The sequence below is a fragment of the Streptomyces sp. NPDC026417 genome (assembly GCF_055567695.1).
Genome location: NZ_JBVHPY010000093.1, coordinates 2459 through 3858, shown reverse-complemented (window position 1 = coordinate 3858; position 1400 = coordinate 2459). Strand labels below are relative to the sequence as shown.

Here is a 1400-nt window from a genome sequence, read left to right as displayed (position 1 = left end):
GTCGGTGGGGATCAGCGTGCCGTCAACGATGACATGGTCGCTCTCACCGAGGCCGTGAGGGCTTCATGGGATCCTGGGGCCCAGGACTCCAGCACCTCCAAGGGCTCGTCCAGGCCAGGCGTTGGCCTGCGATATCGCGAACCCGGCGCCGAGCTGGCTGAACGTCTCGTTCTTGCGCAGGTGGACCAGCGTCAGCAGTGCCTGGTCGAAGCAGCCGAGTTTCCGCCAGCGCGTGCGCCGGGCGGTGCTCGTACAGCAGCCAGGCGACATGCTCGACCAGCTCATGCGGGACGTCGAGCGTGGCAGGATACGCAATCAACAGGCCCCTTCGGTCGCCGGTGTGCTGAGTTGGTGTGCTGAGTGAAATCACCACCCCAAGCGACGAGGTGGCCCTGTCTCGTCACCACTCCCACTGACCAGCCCATTTCATCCCCCAGCACAGGATGAAAGAAGCTCACTGAGTAGGCCTTGCTCTCCTGACTGGTATCGCTCGACTCCTAGGTTTGCCGAGATGCACTGGGTGTTGGTGACTGGCTGGATTCAAAGGAGGTGCGGGTTGGCACTGCGGCGATTGTTGGGAGGCTTCCGCGTGCCCTTGGTTCTCTTGTCGCAGGCAGGGGCCGGGGAGGTGGGTCTGGTGACCCTGCGGCCCATGGATTCTGGGGCTGGGGTTTCCGGAGACCTTCTCAGGCACTTGTACAAGACTCATCGGCTGTCTCTGGTGCGGCTCGCGGTTCTGCTGGTGGGGGACCAGGCGACGGCTGAGGATGTGGTTCAGGACGCGTTCGCGGCCGTGTGCCGCAGGTGGCACACGCTGGACGACAGCACCGATGTTCTGCCCTACATTCGGCGGGCAGTGGTCAACCGGGCCCGGTCGGTGTTGCGGCGGCGTCGTGTGGCCGACGCGTTCCGCCCGGAGCGGCAACATCACGCGGATTCCGCGGAGGCGACAGTGTTGCTGGATGCCGAGCACCGCGAGCTGCTGGCTGCGATGCACCGGCTGGGGCCCCGGCAGCGGGAGGTTTTGGTGTTGCGGTACTGGGCGGGTCTGTCGGAGGCGGAGATCGCCGAGGCGATGGGCATCTCCAAAGGCGCAGTGAAATCGATGGCCCACCGTTCTCTGGCCGCGCTGCGCAAGCACCTGAAGAACTGACCGTCTCCTCTTCTGAGGGATCCTCTCGGAGAAATCCGGATTGCGAGGCAACCTTCTGCGGCTTCGCGCGTGTAGGAAGGGAGTGCGGGAACGAAGGGGTACCGATGGAACCGCAGCAGGGCGAGATGGCCGCGCTGGAAGAGCAGCTGCGGGCCGGGGGGGGGGGGGGGGGGGGGGGGGGGGGGGGGGGGGGGGGGGGGGGGGGGGGAGAAAATCAAGAGCGAGGGGGGGGCGGGGTGTGTTGTCG

The 1400-nt window shown here is 66.2% G+C and carries 1 protein-coding gene and 1 pseudogene; one reads left to right on the top strand and one right to left on the bottom strand.

Translation table 11 applies throughout. The features are described from left to right. A pseudogene (locus ACZ4NT_RS38965) lies at nucleotides 1–348 on the bottom strand (transposase family protein); the annotation flags it as partial. Nucleotides 349–652: 304 nt separating this feature from the next. Here ACZ4NT_RS38965 and ACZ4NT_RS38960 point away from each other — a divergent pair. Beyond that, a complete protein-coding gene (locus tag ACZ4NT_RS38960; RefSeq protein WP_467730162.1) occupies nucleotides 653–1153 on the top strand; it encodes an RNA polymerase sigma factor in 501 nt (166 codons plus the stop codon). Nucleotides 1154–1400: the final 247 nt, after the last annotated feature.